This is a genomic window from Roseibium sediminicola (assembly GCF_023156505.1).
Lineage (GTDB): Bacteria > Pseudomonadota > Alphaproteobacteria > Rhizobiales > Stappiaceae > Roseibium > Roseibium sediminicola.
Map to the genome: position 1 here is coordinate 154,219 of NZ_JALNMJ010000007.1, position 14,902 is coordinate 169,120.

Sequence of the window (14,902 nt, forward strand, 5' to 3'; positions counted from 1 at the left end):
TCTGAATCAGGCGACGTGGGCGCGGGGGGCAAGGGGCTTGCCGGGCACGCGCGATTGAAGCCATTCCGGCGTGTCCTGGCAGAAACGGGGATCGGCGAGGCGCACATAGTCCCGCTCCGACTGCACCCGGGCGAGGTCAAGCGCCGGGGTAAGGGCGATCTTCATGAAACCGAGGGCCGCCCGGGCCGTGCCCACAGGGCTGCGACGTAAGTCGGGACGGGCGGCGACCAGCCGCCGGACGATGCTTTCAAAGGTCTCCGGCACGCGGCCGCCGATCTGCTGGACGTCGTCGGTCGGAGCGTTCAGTGCAAACGCGCCGCGGCGATACTCCTCCGCATAGATCGCAAGCTGCGAGACGGCGGCTTCGGAATAGTTCGAAGGCGGCAGGGCCCGCAGCGCCTTGGTCATCATCTTTTCGGAAATGTCCATGTAGCGGACCCGCCGGCCGAGCGCCCGGCCCATCGCCCGGGCGATGTCATTGGGCGACAGCAATTCCGGACCGGTCGGCCGGTAGCTCCGGCCCGCATGCCTGTCCGGGTCGATCAGCGCGGCGACCGCGACGCTGGCAATGTCCTCGTTGGACGGCGGCGCGTTCTTTTTCGTATTGCCGTCGCCGAGCGGCATGGTGAACAGCCCGAGATGGGCGGCCATGTCGATCACCATCAGGTAGTTGTCCGCGAACCAGCCGGGATTGACCGATGTCACGGATGCCGCCGGGGACAGGCGGATCAGCGCATCGGAGAGGTAGACTTCTCGCGTGAACAGGGACGGGTGATCTGCCGTGCTGAGCCACTGGCCGAGCGTGACGACATGTTCGACCCTCGCCTCGTTGGCCGCGACCGTGAAGACGGCATTGAAATGCAGGCCGTTCGGCGCGGTCGGGGCGCATTGATAGGCGCGGGTGATTCCTCGCATTGCCTCGCGCATGTCCGACAGGGCGTATTGATCGCCGATGAAGATCTCGGCTCCTGCGCGTTCCAGTAGCTCCGCGCGCCGGTCGTGCCGGCGCAGAAAGGCCCGGACCGGGAATCCTTTTTCAAGCAGTTGCAGAGTGACGGGGATGCCGGTCTTTCCGCCGGCGCTGGTGACGAGAATTTTGGGTCTGACAGTCACGGGACACCTTTTAGATGATTATTGTAATCTATAAATATAGATGATAGACGAAATCTATAATGTCAAGCCCTGGAGAAACTCGTGCCATGCCGCGCATGTCAGAAGCTGAAAAACGCAAGTCTCACAAAAAGATACTGGAGGCGGCCGCGCGCATGCTGCGCGCCCAGGGCACGGAAGCAACCAGTGTGTCGGACGTGATGCAGGCCGCGGGACTGACTCATGGCGGGTTCTACCGGCACTTCAAATCGAAGGACGAGCTCGTGGCGGCGGCGTTCCGAACGGCCGTCGACGATGTCCTGAACGACATGGAGGCGGCGCCGGATGACGGCGCGCGGACAAAGGCGCGCCGCGACTATGTCGAGACCTATCTGTCGAAGGCGCATGTCGACAACCGGGCGGAGGGCTGTCCCCTGGCGGCGCTGGCGAGCGACCTCGGCCGGGGGGAAGACGGCGGTCGGCGTGAAGGGCTGGCCGCGGTGGACCGGGTTGCCGAGCTTCTTAGGACAGGCGGAGACAGCGCTCAGGGAACGGCTTTGCTCGCGCTGATGGTCGGTACGGTCACGCTTGCGCGGCTGGCGGATACAGGAACTGAGGCCGAGAGCATCGTGGCTGCGGGGCGAACCGCGGCGGATCTGCTGGAGAAGGGCTGGCCAGCGGCCCGCTGAACCGGTGCGGCAATGGAGTTGCAACACACACACGCGGGCAGAGCGTATCTTTTTGCTACCGGGACCCGGCTGTCGTCTTCCGCCAGATGTCCGGCGTTTTGCCGGTCACCCGCAGGAATTCGCGGTTGAAATTGGACTTGGTCGAAAAACCGGCGCGGTACATGGCGTCCAGCACCGTGAGATCCGGATCGGCCAGAAGCTCGCAGACTTCCCGGATGCGGTAGGCGTTGACGAAGCGCGAAACATTGTTGCCGGTGACCCGGTTGACCGCCTGGGACACCTGCCGGGCGGGCAGGCCTGCGCGGCGGGCCAGTCTGGCAAGGGTCAGGGTGTCGTCCCTATAAAGCTTTTGGTCCGTCATGAGCCTGTCCAGCCGGCCGACAATGTCTGCATCTGCGGGTGTCGGTACAGGGACCGCCGCCGGGCCGTCTTCAAACGTCTCAGTTTGTGCACGCCCGGCGGCCAGGGCAGCGGCACCGATAAGCAGCAGGCTGACGAGGTTTGCGTTGCTGACCAGAGCGGCGGCATGCACGCCGCCCGAGCGTTCGAAATCCAGCAACACCAGAACATCCAGGCACGCTGAAAAACCGAGACAGGCGGCCGCCAGCCAGATCGCGCGATGGGCATTTGCGGACCCGTCGAAGCGCGCTTGCCGAAGACCGTCCGGACCAGCCAGGGCGAGCCGGGCCAGCAGGAAGGCGGACGCGAGGAACAGCGCGATCAGGGCTGTGTCCACCAGTTCCGGCGCCAGGACAAGAAGCGCGGCGATGGCGAGGGCAGCCGCCGGTGCGACAAGATGAAGATACCACCCCCGATGACGGTCTCCGGCAAGGCCGCTGAAGCAGGCGAGGGTCACCGGAGGCAGCAAGGCGGCCAGCACCGGAATGGCATAGCGCAAAGGCTCGATCCCGTACCCCCAGCGCAATCCGATGAAGACCGATTGCAGGCAGCAGAGCGCGATCAGCAGCAGAAACGGCCTTGTCGCGATCAGGCCGCTGCTCCGCCGCAGCTGGACGAAGACCAGAGCGAGCAGCAGCGCATTGACGAAGGGCAGTGGGACAAACAGCAAGAAGAACACTCTGCTTTGAGGAACTGAAACGCGATTTTTCCGGACTGAATCGCGTTTGAGGACGACGGCCTTGCGTCAGATACCAAATCTCCAGGCATTGCTCCACAGACTGCGAGAAAGCTCATGAAACGGTTTGTCCTATCGACGGTGCTGACACTGGTCACCGGCCTGTCCTCACCGCCGCCGACCGCACTTGCCGGTTCGCCTGCAACGGTCGGCGTTGACCATATCCAGGTTCACTCCAAGGCGAGAGGCGAGGACCTTTCCGTCCTGATCTGGTATCCGGCCGCTCCGGGCGGGACGCCGGTTGCCGTCGGCGAGAACCAGGTCTTTGAAGGCTCGCCGGCCTACTCCAAGGCACCCCGCCGGGCCGGGGAACATCCCCTGATCCTGATGTCGCACGGCTCGGGGGCGAGCGTCGAACGCATGGCCTGGATCGCTTCGGCGCTGGCCGCGGAGGGCTACATCGTGGCCGGTCCCAATCACCCGGGCACCACCAGCGGCGACAGTACGCCCGAAGACACGCCGAAGCTCTGGGAACGCACGGATGATCTTGCGGCCGTGCTCGACCGGCTGCTGGAGGATCCGGCATGGAGGCCAGGGATCGATGCGGAGAAGGTCGGCAGCCTCGGCTTTTCCCTCGGCGGTGCCGCGGTGCTCAGGAGCGTCGGGGCAACCGCGACCGTAGAGGCCTATGCCCAGTATTGCGAGACCTATCCTGCCATGGCGGATTGCCAATGGTTCAGGGGCGGCAGGGCCTATCGGGACGGCGCGGAAATCGAGGTTCCGCCCTTCGACCTCAGAACGGTTGACCGTGAGAAGTTCGAGCAGCCGGAACGGGATCCGCGGGTCCGGGCGGTGGTCTCGGTCGATCCTGCTCTGGCAGCCGTCTTTGACCTGTCGAGCCTGGAGGCGGTCGAAATTCCGCTCCACGTCGTCAATCTCGGTCTCCCGGCAACGGTTCCGGTTGCCGTGAAGTCGGACGATCTGGTCGCAAAGGCACCCAAAGGCAGTCTCGACCACGTCTCCGGTGCCGTCCACTTCAGCTTCCTGCCAGAGTGCAGACCGGGAGCGGCCGGGTTCCTCAAAGAGATCGGTGAGACGGATGCCCTTTGCGCGGATGGCGGGACACGTTCCCGCGCGGCGCTACACCGGGAACTCGCGGACAAGATCGTGGCGGCCTTTCGGCACGCTCTCAAGGTCGGCGAGTGACGACCTTTCAAAAAACTGGCTGCCGCGCGGTCCGGAGAACACGCGGCAGCGAGGGCATTTCAATACGTTATTCAGGCGGCGTTCCGGCTTTCGATCAGCTTCAGCATCGCGACCAGCACGATGCCGTAGAGCACATGGCCAACCAGGGCGACCCAGACGATGCCGGAGAAATTCAGGAAGAACGGCAGGCCGGCCACCGAGGTGATGCCGCCGATGGCAAAGACCCAGAGGCCGAAGCCGTAGATCGCGGAGGGCAGCAGCCAGTATGTGTTGCCGATGATCCGGCGCCAGAGCGGGGCGAAGATATAGAGCCAGCCAATCGGATAGCCGATCAGGCCAACCACATAGAAATGGACGAAATAGCCGGCAAAGGCATTGTTGGGCAGGCCGAGGCTGCCGAGCAGGCTCTGCGCCAGGCCGTGCGGCGACAGGTTGGCGAAGCCGATGCCCGGGCTGACGACCTGGCCCCAGGAATCGAAGGCAATGGTGGCGAAAAAGCCCGAGATGAACATCAGGCCGAGCGTGTTGAAACTGATGGCCGGCAGGGACGCGGAAGCGCGGCTGTTCGAGGCGATGCTGGTCATGTCGGTGTCTTCCCCCAGAGGAACTGTTGCGGTGACAGTCAGGTAGGGGCGCGGTCGATCACATGGAAATAAATTGTCGGGCCCGTTTCGTGACGCGTTTGTGAGCGACGCGTGACCGGCGTGGATGGTGCCTCGGAGCTTTTTCGGAACGCTTCAAGAAGGTAAGGTCCGTCCCATGTCGATAGAATATACAACCGCCCGTGCAATGGACTATCTCACCCGCGTGTTATGTCTCCCGGCTCGTGGCGACGAGCAGGACTGGGAGATAGAGCTTGCGGATGCTGGTCGGCTGGACGAGTTTCTAGACCGCTACTTCGATTTTGCCGGTGATGACGAATATGCCTTCGCCATGGCGGCCCTGATCATCGCCAGCTTCGACAACCTCGTCGCGCTCCGCCTCAATTCCTTTGACAAGGAATATTTCGAGCTCTTTCAGGACGCCGGTCATGATATCCGCGAGATCTATTCTGCAGAGGAATTACGATTGTGGAGGCGGATCTCGTTAATCCTCAAAACCAGACCGGATCTATTCGCAAACCACATCCGGTATTGGGCGCAGATGGAAGAAGAACACAGCGGTTTTGCCTGTTCTTTGTTGTTCAGAAACCAAACCCTTTGAGGAGTGTGAACTTCGCTGGTTCCGTTGGAAAACGTACCTATGCAATTGCCTCCGCCCACGCGTCATGATCGGATGCCCTGATTGCAACCTGCCGTCGAGATCCCGTCATGGAAACCCTTCCCGTTCGCCTCTACGCCGCCTTTGCCGCAGACGAGACCGGCGGCAATATGGGGGCGGTCGTGTTCGAGGATCTGCCGCTCTGGCCGGCGGCGCGGCAGCGGATCGCGGCGGATCTTGGCGCGCCGACGACAGGCTTTGTGCGGCACATCTCAGAAGGGCGCTATGAAACCCGGTTTCATTCCACGCGCTCTGAAATGGATATGTGCGGCCATGTCACCCTGGCGGTGTTCGCTGCTTTGAGGGACGATGGCCGGATCGGGCCCGGCAGCTATATCCAGGAAACACCCGCTGGTGAGATCGGCGTCGAGGTGACACCGGACGGGGCTGTCACCATGCACCAGCCGCTGCCGGTCTTCGATCGGAATGAGGCATCCCGCGAGGAGATCGCGCCGCTCCTCGGACTGGACCCGAACCTGGTCTGGCGGGTCACCGCGTCCTCGACCGCGCTGCGCCACGTTTTCGTGCAGCTGGCCGAGCAGGAAACCCTGGCATCGCTGCAGCCGCAAGACACTGCCCTGCGTGAGTTCTGCCAAGACCGGTCGATCGATACGATCGGCGTCTGGTGCCGCCAGGCCTCCGGCCTCGGCAAGGCCAAGGTGCGCCTGCGCGATCTCTGCCACGGGGTCGGCGATCCGGAAGAGGCCGCCAGCGGCACCACCAACGGCGCGCTTGCCTGCGACTTGTTTCGCTCGGAAAATCTTCTGCCGGGCGCAGGCGGCGCGGCGGTGCTTGTGGCGGAACAAGGCTTTGAAATGGGCCGGCCAAGCATCGTGCGCACGGTACTTGGCACATCCGGCAAAGACATCACCAGCGTTTCGGTGGGCGGCTACGCGGCGCTGCGGATGAAAGGGCAGTTTGTCCTCTAGGAAGGTCTCTCAAACCCTGTGAAACCACACCGGTCCGTCTTCCCCGAAAAGTTCGATCTCGAGGCTTTGCGCCGGGCCATTTTCCATCTCCGCAAAAGTAAGCGTCGAACGGGAGCCTAGAGGCGCGTTTTCGGTGACGAAGTCGAACACCATCACCGGGCCATCCCAGGGGTTGAGCGCATAATGCTGCGGTTCGGGACCGGCCGACAAGACAAGGCCGGTGCCGACGGGGTTGACTTCCACGGTGCCGAAATAGGGATGGGCGTATCGGCCGACGACCTCCGATGCCGCCGGTGGCGGCGCGGCGGCGGCCGGTGGTTCCTGGCCCACCGTTCGGCCGTGCAGCGAGAAAAAGGCCTCAAAGCGTTGCGCATAGCCGGAATACCAGTCGCGGGTCTCGCGGCCGAACTGGGCAAGGTCCGTGAAGGCGGCCGCGATGCCTTCCGCGGCGCCGACCGGGGCGGCATTGGTCAGGACGACAATGCCGAGATCGAGCGAGGGGATCATCGAGAAGCAGGTGCCGGAGCCCATCAGGAAAGCACCGGAATGACCCAGCTTGACGCGGCCCGACGGTTCCACGCCGACATTGAAGCCGAAACCGTAGAACCCGGCTCTTGCATCGGGCATGCGCGGCTGGCCGGAAAAGCTCTGCGGGCTGAGTGCCGGCAGCAGAGCCTCCGGCGCGATGATCTGGTCGCCGCCATGCCGGCCGTTCGCCAGCACCATCTTGAGCCAGATGGCAAGATCATTGGCGGTGGAGCTGACACCGCCTGCAGGCGATTGCGCATCGGGATCGCGTTGGAACAACGGCGCGAAGGTATCGCCGTCACGGGCGTGGGGAATGGCCCGGTTCTCTGCCGCCATAAAATCCTCGAAGCGAGAGCTGGTGCCGGTCATGCCGAGCGGCCCGTAAAGCGCTTCCTCGGAAAGGCTGGCCCAGTCCTTTCCGGAGGCTTGCGCGACCGCCTCGGCGGCGGCCGTCAGGCCGAAATTGGTATAGGCGTAGGAGGTGCGGAAGGCATTGAGCGGCAACAGGCGCAGCCGTTCCAGAATGGTCTGGCGGTCGAAACCGAGATCCTCCAGATCGTCGCCCGCGTGATCGGGCAGGCCGGAGCGGTGGCTGTAGAGATCGCCGATAGTGAGTTTTTCGCTGCGCGCCGGATCGGAGAGAGAGAACCAGGGCAACAGATCGCGCATGCGGCTCTCCCAGGCGACCACGCCCTCACCGACCTGTCGGGCGACCACCGTCGCGCCGACGGGTTTCGACAGGGAGGCGAGCTGGAACACGGTGTCCGGCGTGACCGGGTCGTCAAGGTCGGCGCGCCGGAGGCCATAGCCCTCGGCAAAGACCGTTTGACCTTCGTGGACCACGGCAATGGCCAGTCCCGGAATGCCGCTGCGTGCCATGATGTCCGCGGCAATCCGGGGCAGTTCGGCAATGGCGGCGTCGATCTGGCCCGGAGGAACCTCGACGCCCGGCGTCTGCGCCGGGGACAGGGTCTGGGCAATGCCGTTGACCGGCATCAGGGCCAGGGACGCGGCGGAGGTGCTCAAGAACAGGCGGCGGGAAAGGTCGGTCCGTGGCATGTGTCACTCCAGTTGAGTCGCGTGCTCCAGCCTAGCAGGAACGATCTGCAGGGGCAGAGTAGACATCTGTCAAGGTAAACAGGTGCTGCCACACCCACAACGTCATCCTGAGGAGCCGCTTTAGCGGCGTCTCGAAGGATCCGCCGCTTGCTCCGGAGTGCGGTTGCCGATCCTTCGAGACGGGCTTTGGGCCCTCCTCAGGATGACACTGAGGGGGTGGCAGGAGCTTGGAAAATGCGCTGGCCTTGCTTCAGGGCGAGGTTAGAGGGTGTGCTTTGGCACCATGCCGCCGCGCCTCAATGGCTGTCGCCATGCACGGCGACCATGTCGAGCTCCGCTTCCGGCACCGCAATGGTGCGGAATTCCTCCCGGACGCCCTCTGCCGTCAATTCCCTTTGCACAGCGATCAGCGTGTTTTCCGGGTGCTCCCCGCACAGATCGGCCATGTAGCGCAGCTCTTCTTCGGCGACGCCTTTCGCGGCATCAATGGAGGGCGCACCGTAGAGATCGACGAAATGCTGGGCGAGACGGGTGACCAGGTCCTGGAACTCGGGCGCGCTGACCGGCGTCACGGCCACGAAAGTGACCCGGCCGAACGTCTCCAGGCCCAGCCAGCCATTGGAAAAGGCCTGGCGGGCCTTGCCCTCCAGATCGGCCTCCGACCAGTCGGAGAATTCGAAGCCGCCGGAAAGGCACCATTCGCCGGTGCGGGCGGGCGAGAAAAAGACGTTTCGGTCGCTGTCGTCAAGGTGAATGGCGCGGGCGAGTTTCATGGGGCCTAGGTCTCCAGCTGTGTGGACAGGGGGATCAGCGTGGTGTCGCCGTCCCGGCGCAGCAGCATGCCGAAATTCTCGTCGACGCCGACAAAGGTGCCGGTAGTGCCGTCGATCTCGACCGGCTCGCCGATATTCGGCACCAGGGCACGCCAGTCGTCATGGACCGGGCGCGGACCGTCCTCCAGCCAGCGGTTGATCCAGTAAAGGCTGTGGCGCACCCAGGCCTCCAGAAGATCCGGAGGCGTGATCGCCGCGCAGCCTTCCTCCAGAAGGCAGGTCCGGTCCGGGGTTTCGCCCGGGTTTTCCATAGGGCTGGTCAGCCCAAGCTCGAGGCCGATGACCAGCCAGTCCGGTTCGGCATCGGGAAGCACGGAGGAGGCCTTGGCGCGCAGACGCCCGCAGGTGGCGCCGTTGACCTTCACCCCGCCGTCCCAGGTGAGATGCACCGCGACTTCGGGCGGCGCCAGCGCACCGAGCGCTGCCTGCAGGCCGAGACCGCAGACCGGCAGGGCGGCCATTGCCTGTTCCAGCGGCTTTTCCGGCGTGAAGATCAGACTGGCGCGCAGGGTCGCGCCGTCCAGATTGTAGACAACGGTGCCGGCATCCGTGCCGGCGATGGCGAGCGCGATCGCCCGGTCGAACGGGTCGGCTCGGCCGCTGAGCGGCTCGCCCTGGAAGAGCGGCGGAAATGTCAGCTCGCTCATGCGTGTCCTTTCTCGACCAGTGTCCTCGCCAGCTGCCGGAAGACGGAGGCCTCCGGCGCCTCCGGCGACTGGATTGCGATCGGCGTGCCGCCGTCGCCGGCCAGCCGGATGTTCAGATGCAGCGGCACTTCGGCCAGCAGCGGCACACCGAGCTTTTCCGCTTCCGCCGCTACGCCGCCATGCCCGAAGACATGTTCCTCATAGCCGCAATTGGAGCAGATATGGGTCGACATGTTCTCGATCATGCCGAGGATCGGCACCTGCATCTGGTTGAACATACTGATGCCCTTGCGCGCATCCAGCAAGGCCACGTCCTGCGGGGTCGAGACGATGACCGCACCGTCGACGATGAATTTCTGGCACAGCGTCATCTGCACGTCGCCGGTGCCGGGCGGCAGGTCGACGATCAGGACATCGAGTTTGCCCCACTGCACCTGGGCCATCATCTGCTGCAGCGCGCCCATCAGCATCGGTCCGCGCCAGACAACGGCCTCGTCGCCCCTGGTCATCAGGCCGATGGAGATCACGGTGACGCCGTGATTGCGCAAAGGCAGGATCATCTGGCCGTCGGGTGAGGTCGGCCGGCCGCTGACCCCCAGCATCTTCGGCTGCGAAGGCCCGTAAACATCCGCGTCCAGAAGGCCGACCTTGCGGCCCTCCGCGGCGAGCGCGCAGGCGAGATTGGCAGCCACCGTCGATTTTCCGACGCCGCCCTTGCCCGAGGCAATCGCGATCACCCGGTCAATGCCCGGAACCTTTTGCGGCCCCGATGTCCCGGGCGGGGCCGGGCGGGGCTTGATCGGTTGCGGTTCGGACGGTTTTGTCTCGGCGGGGGGCGGTGCCTGCTCGGAATGGGCGGTCAAGGCGATCTGGATATTTTCGCAGCCGTCCAGCTCCTTGAGCTTGTCCTCCGCTTCCCTCGCAAGGGTTTCCATCTCGGCAACGCGACCACCGTCGATTTCCAGCACGAACCGGACTGTATCGTCCGTCACGCGCAGGGCGCGCATCATGCCGGAGGCGACGATGTTTTCCCCGGTTGCCGGATCGCTCACCGATTTCAGGATCTTCAGAACGCTTTCGCGGTTTAACGGCACGATGGCCTACCCCTCGATCTCGCCGGTGACGACATGTTCCAGGCCCAGTTCCTCGATGGTGATCACGGCTTTCACCTTGTAACTCTTGCCGCTCGCCGGGCCGGCGTCCCGTACCGCATTCTCGATCGCCTGCTGCGAGGTCACGCCGACCTGTTTCAGAAACTTGCGCATGGACATGTTGAAATCGTCGCTCATCTTTTCCTCCTGTTGCAATTGTCAGTGCATTGACTGGGTGATGGTCCGGAACCTACCCTAACGTGATCTGTCAGCAGCGTGAGGGAGGAGCGCGTGGGCTGTCGTCTCTTTTGGGTCGGGCTGTTGAGCCTGACGTTTTTCACGCTGGCATCTGCGACCGGGAATTCCCAGTCCCGGTCCTTTCGGCTGAGCGCGCCCGAGGCGCTGGTTGCCAGCGGTGTCCTGAAACATCTGCTGCCGCGCTTTTCCCTGAAAACCCAGGTCCGGATCGAGCTGGTCGGTGCCGGTGAGGCGGATGCCAGGTTCGCGGCCGAAGGCAAGGGTACGCCCGTGTTTGCCGGCCTCGATGCGGATTGGGTCCTGGTCACCTTGACGCCCGGCAACGAACATGTCGGCCGGTTCGAGGACTGGATCACCAGCGAGGTCGGCCGCAACACCATCGAATCCTTCCAGCCCGGCGGCAAGGCGCTGTTCACGGCGGCGGTCGCGCGGCAGAAAGACGACGAGACCGTTGTGCTCCCGGGCAATGTGGTGGAGGGCGAGAAACTGGCGGTGACCCATTGCGGCCGCTGCCATATGGTCAACGAGGCAACGCGGCTGACGACAATCGGCTCGTCGCCCTCCTTCGCCGTGATGCGCGGCTTTTCCGACTGGCAGGCCCGGTTCGAGGCGTTTTTCGCGCTCAACCCGCATCCGTCCTTCACCCTGATTGACGGTGTCACCGAACCATTCGATGTCAGCCGGCCCTCACCGATCGTGCCGCTCGAGATGACCCTGGAAGAGCTCGAGGCCATTCTGGCCTTCGTCTCGCAGATCCCGCCCGCCGACCTCGGTGCGCCCATCCAGTACCAGTGAAAAGATCCGGTCCGCGTCAATGGTCGCGCCGCTTGCTGATATAGTCGTCGGTGGTGCGCACGCGCGGGCGTTCGCCCATGGCAAACGGGTTGTTCTCCGAATGGTAGACCGCGTTGACCCGGCAATCGTCGCACATCTGGATCAGCTTGACCGCCTTGTTGTCCTGGAACATGGAGTGTTTGCCGGCAAGCTTTTCCGTCAGCCGCATCACCGTCGAGCGCACGCCGAAGGGCTTGCCGCATTCGATGCACTGGAACGGTTCCTCTTCCTTCAGCACAATCGGCCGCAATGCGTCGTCGGCAAGGTTCAGGCGTGGATCGAGCGTGAGCGCCTTTTCCGGGCAGATCGTCGTGCAGATGCCGCATTGCAGGCAGGCATCCTCCTGGAAGCGCAGCTGCGGGCTGTCGGGATTTTCCTTCAGCGCCCCGGACGGGCACAGAGACACGCAGGACAGGCACAGGGTGCAGGCGTCCTGATCGAGCGTTACCGAACCATAAGGCGCGCCGGCCGGCAAGGGCAGGCTGGCACTGCTGTCCGGGCGGAGCGCCCTGGCGGCGAGCCGGGTGATCTGCCGCCTTGAGCCAAGCGGCAGGATCGGCTGGTCGACGAGGGCCGGGTGGACATCGCCATAAAGCGCGGCTTCCAGCTGGTCCGGATCTGTCGGCTCGATCAGCTCTGTCCGGTCCTCGCCCGCAATGGCATTTGCCAGCGCGACCTGGAACGGCAGCCCTTCCACTTCGGTCTCGGGCGAGACCAGCAGTGTGACACTGGCGAAGCCGCAGCCGAGCGCACCCAGCGCCTCGGCGTGGCCGAACCCGGCAAGGCCTGTCATTTCCAACGGAATCACGTCGGCCGGCAGACCGCGGCCATACCGTGCACTCAACCGGATCAGGTCGGCGCCGTGACCGGGACCGTGTACGAGCAAGCGGGCAGGCGCATCGCTGAGCTTGCGCCAGGTGGCCGCCAGCGTCTGCATCCGGGCAAAGGTGTGGGCGACAGGCGGCGCGTCATAGGCAATCGCGCCGGACGGGCAGGCCGCCGAACAGCTGCCGCAGCCGGCGCAGATCATGGTGTCGACGGCGACATGGTCGCCGGCCGGCGTGATCGCGCCGGTCGGGCAAAGATCGAGACAGCGGCTGCAGCCGGTCTTCTGGGCGCGTGAATGGGCGCAGAGCTGACTGTCCAGGCGGATATGGATTGGCTTTTCAAAAGTGCCGACCAGCTGCGAGGCTTCCAGCAGGACTTTGGTCAGAGCCTTGCCGTTGCCGGGATCGGCCCGCAGGTACCCTTCGCGTTTCTCCGGTGCGGGAAAAAGCGGCGGCTCGCGGCGCAGATCCAGCAGGATGCCGCACTCGGTCCGCCCACCCTCGCGCGGCGCGGTCCAGGTTGACGTGCCTCGTCCGCCGGGAACGCGTTCCTGCAGGGCGTCAAATGCGAGCTTGAACTGCCCGAGGCTGCCCGTCGCCGTGCGCAGCCGGCCCCGGACGATGTCGTAACGCCGGTCGTCCAGAAGTGGTGTTTCCGCCTCGGGGGTCAGCAGGACTGTGACGCTGAGGACATCGCAGAGCGCGGTGGCGGCTTCGAGCGCAGCCTCCGGATCACCAAGGATCAGGCAGGAACCTTCGGAAGTGATGTCGACGACCTTTTCACCCGGCACGGGCAGCAGCCCTTCGGCGATCAGGGCGGCCATCTTCGGCGTGACGGAGGCTGTGTCCGCCGTCCAGCCGGCCCGGTCGCGAAGGTCGACAAAGGCCGGGTCGGCGACGTCAAGATCGGCGGCAAGGTCCTCGAAGGCCCGCCGTTCCTGCTGGCAGGCAATGATCACGTCTCCGGCCTGAAGCGCCGCCGCGGCGGCCTCCGCGTCCTTGCGGCAAAGTTCGCCATAAACCTTGGAGCACGGAAGTCCGCTTGATCTTTCAATGGCTTCCGCATCGATCGTCTGACTGCCCAGGCAGTCGCAAAGCAGCAGCTTTGTCTCCGTCATCGCGTGCGCGTCCTCTCCCCCAAACGGATTTTCCGCCGTCCTTGATGCCGGGCGTGTCGGTCGATCCGCTCCTCATAACAAGGGCTCTGATCGGCCCGCGTCAAGTTCGACTTCCGCCGGGCTTGAAATTTGTCGGACATGCGACAGCATTTACGCAATACTGAAACAAACCGGTTCAACCGGCTGGGGGAGGACGGCCCAACGTGAATACGGAACGGACACGGACCATGCCCGTGGGAGTGGTTGTCAGGCGTTTGCCTGGTGTGACGCGCTGGCAGAAATGGAGCTGGCGCGCGGTCGCGCTGATGCCCGGCGCCGGGCCGGCGGATTGGGCGGTCCTGAGACAGGAAGGCGAGGCGGTCGAATATCACGCCGCCACGCTCAGCCTGGAACTGCACCGCACGGAAACGGAGGCCTATCTGATCGCGCTCTCCGACAAGGTGCCCTCGGTCTATGTCATCATGCGCCCGGCGCCGGAGCGGGAGGACAGCGTGCCGCTGGAGCTCCTGTTGCTGACGGCGTCCGCCCATGAAGGGCTGGATTATGCGGATTCCAGCGAAGTCATAGTCGAAAAGGTTCCGATGCCGCCCGGGCTGATTGCCTGGATCCGGGACTTTGTCGACATGCATCACCAGGAGGAGATCTTCTACAAGCGCCAGCGCGACCGGACACGTGTCGATCTGGAAGAAGACGGTATCGGCGATCCGCGCATCCGGCAGCTGGCCGATGTCTACCGGGCACCCGGGCGGACCAAGAAGGACACGCTGCAATGAGCCCGGAAGATCCTCCCCAAAAAGGGTTCTGGAGCCGCCGCAAGGAAGCGGTGCGCCAGGCAGAGGAGGCCGAGAAGGCGCAGGAACAGGCGGCGCTTGATGCCCGGCAGCGCGCGGAGCTGGAGGAAAAGAGCGACGAGGAAATCCTGGAGGAGCTGGGCCTGCCGGATCCGGACACGCTGCAAAAGGACGATGATTTTTCCGCCTTTCTTGGCAGGACGGTGCCGGAACGGCTGCGGCGGCGTGCCTTGCGACGGTTGTGGGTCAGCAATCCGGTGCTTGCCAATCTCGACGGGCTCAACGACTACGAAGAGGATTTTACCGACGCGGCGTCCGCCATGGATGTTGTCAGGACCGCCTACAAGGTGGGGCGGGGCTTCCTGATGGAGGAGCCGGAGGAAAAGGCGCAGGATACCGCGCAACAGGTTCCGGTTGAAGAGACCGACGAGATGCTTTCCGGGCAAAGTGAAACTGCTGCACTGCAGCAGCAAAATCATGCTGCGTCGCAACGCACTTATGACCAAAATGGAAAAACATCTATTCATTTGACGCAAAGTGACGAGGCGGTGCACAGTAGTGATATAGGAACTATTGACTCTGACGAAACTGCGCTAGTTGAACCATTAGGAGAGCGCCTCCCAAGAAGGCGCCGAATGCGTTTCGACTACGAATAATGCTAAAGTCTA

The 14,902-nt window shown here is 64.1% G+C and carries 16 protein-coding genes; 7 read left to right on the forward strand and 9 right to left on the reverse strand.

What is annotated here, in order from left to right; genetic code table 11:
- Positions 1 to 6 precede the first annotated feature (6 nt).
- A complete protein-coding gene (locus tag M0H32_RS12215) occupies positions 7 to 1,113 on the reverse strand; it encodes an NmrA family NAD(P)-binding protein (protein WP_248154297.1) in 1,107 nt (368 codons plus the stop codon).
- Positions 1,114 to 1,199: 86 nt separating this feature from the next.
- On the opposite strand from M0H32_RS12215, the gene M0H32_RS12220 reads away from it, so the two are divergent.
- Positions 1,200 to 1,778 (forward strand): TetR/AcrR family transcriptional regulator, encoded by a 579-nt coding sequence (locus M0H32_RS12220; protein WP_248154300.1) that lies wholly within the window; start codon positions 1,200 to 1,202, stop codon positions 1,776 to 1,778.
- Between the two features lie 55 nt (positions 1,779 to 1,833).
- On the opposite strand, the gene M0H32_RS12225 is transcribed toward M0H32_RS12220, so the two are convergent.
- Positions 1,834 to 2,847, reverse strand: a complete 1,014-nt coding sequence (locus M0H32_RS12225; protein ID WP_248154302.1) for a helix-turn-helix domain-containing protein — start codon at positions 2,845 to 2,847, stop codon at positions 1,834 to 1,836.
- A 123-nt stretch (positions 2,848 to 2,970) separates the two neighbouring features.
- Here M0H32_RS12225 and M0H32_RS12230 point away from each other — a divergent pair, with 123 nt between their 5' ends.
- On the forward strand, positions 2,971 to 4,059 hold the full coding sequence (locus tag M0H32_RS12230; RefSeq protein ID WP_248154305.1) for an alpha/beta hydrolase family protein: 1,089 nt from the start codon (positions 2,971 to 2,973) through the stop codon (positions 4,057 to 4,059).
- Between the two features lie 71 nt (positions 4,060 to 4,130).
- Here M0H32_RS12230 and M0H32_RS12235 read toward each other — a convergent pair whose 3' ends face one another.
- Positions 4,131 to 4,643 carry a hypothetical protein gene (locus M0H32_RS12235; RefSeq protein ID WP_248154307.1) on the reverse strand — a complete coding sequence of 171 codons (513 nt, stop codon included), beginning with the start codon at positions 4,641 to 4,643 and terminating at the stop codon, positions 4,131 to 4,133.
- Between the two features lie 175 nt (positions 4,644 to 4,818).
- Here M0H32_RS12235 and M0H32_RS12240 point away from each other — a divergent pair, with 175 nt between their 5' ends.
- Together M0H32_RS12240 and M0H32_RS12245 are read left to right on the forward strand one after the other, a co-directional pair.
- Complete coding sequence (locus M0H32_RS12240) at positions 4,819 to 5,262, forward strand: hypothetical protein (protein ID WP_248154309.1); 444 nt, start codon at positions 4,819 to 4,821, stop codon at positions 5,260 to 5,262.
- 107 nt (positions 5,263 to 5,369) lie between these two features.
- Complete coding sequence (locus M0H32_RS12245) at positions 5,370 to 6,248, forward strand: PhzF family phenazine biosynthesis protein (RefSeq protein ID WP_248154311.1); 879 nt, start codon at positions 5,370 to 5,372, stop codon at positions 6,246 to 6,248.
- A gap of 9 nt (positions 6,249 to 6,257) precedes the next feature.
- On the opposite strand, the gene M0H32_RS12250 is transcribed toward M0H32_RS12245, so the two are convergent.
- The 5 genes from M0H32_RS12250 to M0H32_RS12270 form a co-directional block, all read right to left on the reverse strand.
- Positions 6,258 to 7,835 carry a serine hydrolase domain-containing protein gene (locus tag M0H32_RS12250; RefSeq protein ID WP_248154313.1) on the reverse strand — a complete coding sequence of 526 codons (1,578 nt, stop codon included), beginning with the start codon at positions 7,833 to 7,835 and terminating at the stop codon, positions 6,258 to 6,260.
- Between the two features lie 296 nt (positions 7,836 to 8,131).
- Positions 8,132 to 8,608, reverse strand: coding sequence for a DUF6505 family protein (locus tag M0H32_RS12255; protein ID WP_248154315.1), 477 nt, complete (start codon positions 8,606 to 8,608; stop codon positions 8,132 to 8,134).
- Positions 8,609 to 8,613: 5 nt separating this feature from the next.
- Positions 8,614 to 9,315 carry a biotin/lipoate--protein ligase family protein gene (locus M0H32_RS12260; protein WP_248154317.1) on the reverse strand — a complete coding sequence of 234 codons (702 nt, stop codon included), beginning with the start codon at positions 9,313 to 9,315 and terminating at the stop codon, positions 8,614 to 8,616.
- On the reverse strand, positions 9,312 to 10,409 hold the full coding sequence (locus tag M0H32_RS12265) for an Mrp/NBP35 family ATP-binding protein (RefSeq protein WP_248154319.1): 1,098 nt from the start codon (positions 10,407 to 10,409) through the stop codon (positions 9,312 to 9,314). The genes M0H32_RS12260 and M0H32_RS12265 overlap by 4 nt, the downstream gene beginning before the upstream one ends.
- A 6-nt stretch (positions 10,410 to 10,415) precedes the next feature.
- Positions 10,416 to 10,604 carry a DUF6494 family protein gene (locus tag M0H32_RS12270; RefSeq protein ID WP_248154321.1) on the reverse strand — a complete coding sequence of 63 codons (189 nt, stop codon included), beginning with the start codon at positions 10,602 to 10,604 and terminating at the stop codon, positions 10,416 to 10,418.
- Between the two features lie 123 nt (positions 10,605 to 10,727).
- On the opposite strand from M0H32_RS12270, the gene M0H32_RS12275 reads away from it, so the two are divergent.
- Complete coding sequence (locus tag M0H32_RS12275; protein WP_248154323.1) at positions 10,728 to 11,459, forward strand: c-type cytochrome; 732 nt, start codon at positions 10,728 to 10,730, stop codon at positions 11,457 to 11,459.
- Positions 11,460 to 11,475: 16 nt separating this feature from the next.
- On the opposite strand, the gene M0H32_RS12280 is transcribed toward M0H32_RS12275, so the two are convergent.
- Entirely contained in the window at positions 11,476 to 13,443 is a 1,968-nt protein-coding gene (locus tag M0H32_RS12280) for a 4Fe-4S binding protein (RefSeq protein ID WP_248154325.1), read from the reverse strand.
- A gap of 227 nt (positions 13,444 to 13,670) precedes the next feature.
- Here M0H32_RS12280 and M0H32_RS12285 point away from each other — a divergent pair, with 227 nt between their 5' ends.
- Both M0H32_RS12285 and M0H32_RS12290 read left to right on the forward strand, forming a co-directional pair.
- Positions 13,671 to 14,216, forward strand: coding sequence for a DUF3305 domain-containing protein (locus M0H32_RS12285; RefSeq protein ID WP_248154326.1), 546 nt, complete (start codon positions 13,671 to 13,673; stop codon positions 14,214 to 14,216).
- A complete protein-coding gene (locus M0H32_RS12290) occupies positions 14,213 to 14,890 on the forward strand; it encodes a DUF3306 domain-containing protein (protein ID WP_248154328.1) in 678 nt (225 codons plus the stop codon). Before M0H32_RS12285 ends, M0H32_RS12290 begins: the two co-directional genes overlap by 4 nt.
- Positions 14,891 to 14,902: the final 12 nt, after the last annotated feature.